The organism is Oleiphilus sp. HI0128 (assembly GCF_001635365.1).
Genome location: NZ_LWGG01000952.1, coordinates 1 through 1,498, shown reverse-complemented (window position 1 = coordinate 1,498; position 1,498 = coordinate 1). Strand labels below are relative to the sequence as shown.

Here is a 1,498-nt window from a genome sequence, read left to right as displayed (position 1 = left end):
CTTTTCAGTCTTCCCACAAACGTGGAGCCCATCTGATCTAAGGAGTAATACCAGCCATAGTCATTGTAGGCGCGGTCTACCACGTAGATTACTCCTGACATCATGGGCAAGTTTGTGAGTGCTTTACGGTCATTGATCTTGGCATGAGTCATCTCAAAATAGGTGGGTACATCTGCCTTTGGATCATAGACCGTATGTAGCTTAATACCTGCCTTTGTGGAGCGAAATTTAGCCCATTCAAATTGATTCAAATTTAAGTCAATGGTCGTGGAATCAATAAGCCTTACCATGTCACTAGTTTCTTTGCTTGGAATATGTGCTCTCACTTTTCCCAACAGAAAAAAGAACGTTTCCTGAAAGATAGCAACGGGTCGATTTTTGTTGGCATCAGATAAGGATGAACGCCTTATGGCTCGTGTTCCCAGATGGTAATGATGGGCCTGTTTACTGTTAAAGCTATCCTCAAGATCCCGCAAAGACTGCCTGCCTGATAGCTGGCAAAACAATAATGCAATCAGTTGATCCCAGCAATTTAGGCTGCGTGTTCGATGGTCACCCTTATAACGGTCAACGGTAGCTTGGAACCGGTGACGAGGTAAAAAATTTAGAAGCTGATGGAAGACGGTGTTACGATGTTTCAAGCCTGAATCCTTTGTGGTGAAATTGCTGTCTCGACAACTGCTATTTTACCGCATGTCAATGGATTCAGGCTTCTTAAAGCCCGTTCACTTTTTTTAACCGGACACTAGTGAAATACCGTACTACTTTCAATACAGTCCTTCTCACCTTTGCTATCCGTCATCCCGGCACAGAAAAGGTCCTCAATGACCGTGATGCAAATGGCCATAACCTTCATACGAGGATGATTATTAGGCCAATTTTGACATGCGTACCAGTGACCTATACTGATTCACAGAAGCCACCAGATAATGGTCCGCTAATCGTCTGAAGCGAACCAAGACGGCAGCTGCTTACTGATGACCTTTATCTTCAATTTATAATTCAGCGTCTCTAAGCCGCAAAAGCTATGCGATCACTCATATCCAGAGTAAATAATCCGTACGGGTTGATATGGCTATATATCAAAGGGCTTAATGCCCGATAGTCTTCAGGTATCAGTTTCGAACGTATCGCGTTATCGGATAGCACATCTTCAATCATCAATGTGTTGACGTAAACCAGGCAGCTTTGCAGTAGATGTAGCGAGAGTATTGATATTTCCTGATCTTTTGTTGAGTTTGTCGCAATTTCTCCACTTTTACCGTAGAAAATAAATGAATTAGCGCTGTTCCAGTTTTCAACTACATTCAAGCCTTCGTGAATTTCTCTCCTAAGTTCTTCTGAACCAATATATCGGCAAAGAAAGATCGTTTTAATGACTCTACCCAGCTCAGCCAATGCCTTATAAGTTGGGTGTTGAACATTGTTTCGAGTAAAACGACGAAGAATAGATTCCGGGTCAGCATTACCTTGTTTTAGTGCTGTCGTGTATTTGATC

At 42.5% G+C, this 1,498-nt stretch carries 2 protein-coding genes; both read right to left on the bottom strand.

What is annotated here, in order from left to right:
- Positions 1-641, bottom strand: a 641-nt coding sequence (locus A3763_RS15590; RefSeq protein WP_156495117.1) for an IS4 family transposase, incomplete at its 3' end; no start/stop codon positions are given.
- A gap of 370 nt (positions 642-1,011) precedes the next feature.
- Positions 1,012-1,498 (bottom strand): Tn3 family transposase (locus tag A3763_RS15585; protein ID WP_156495116.1); only part of this gene is annotated, 487 nt, incomplete at its 5' end.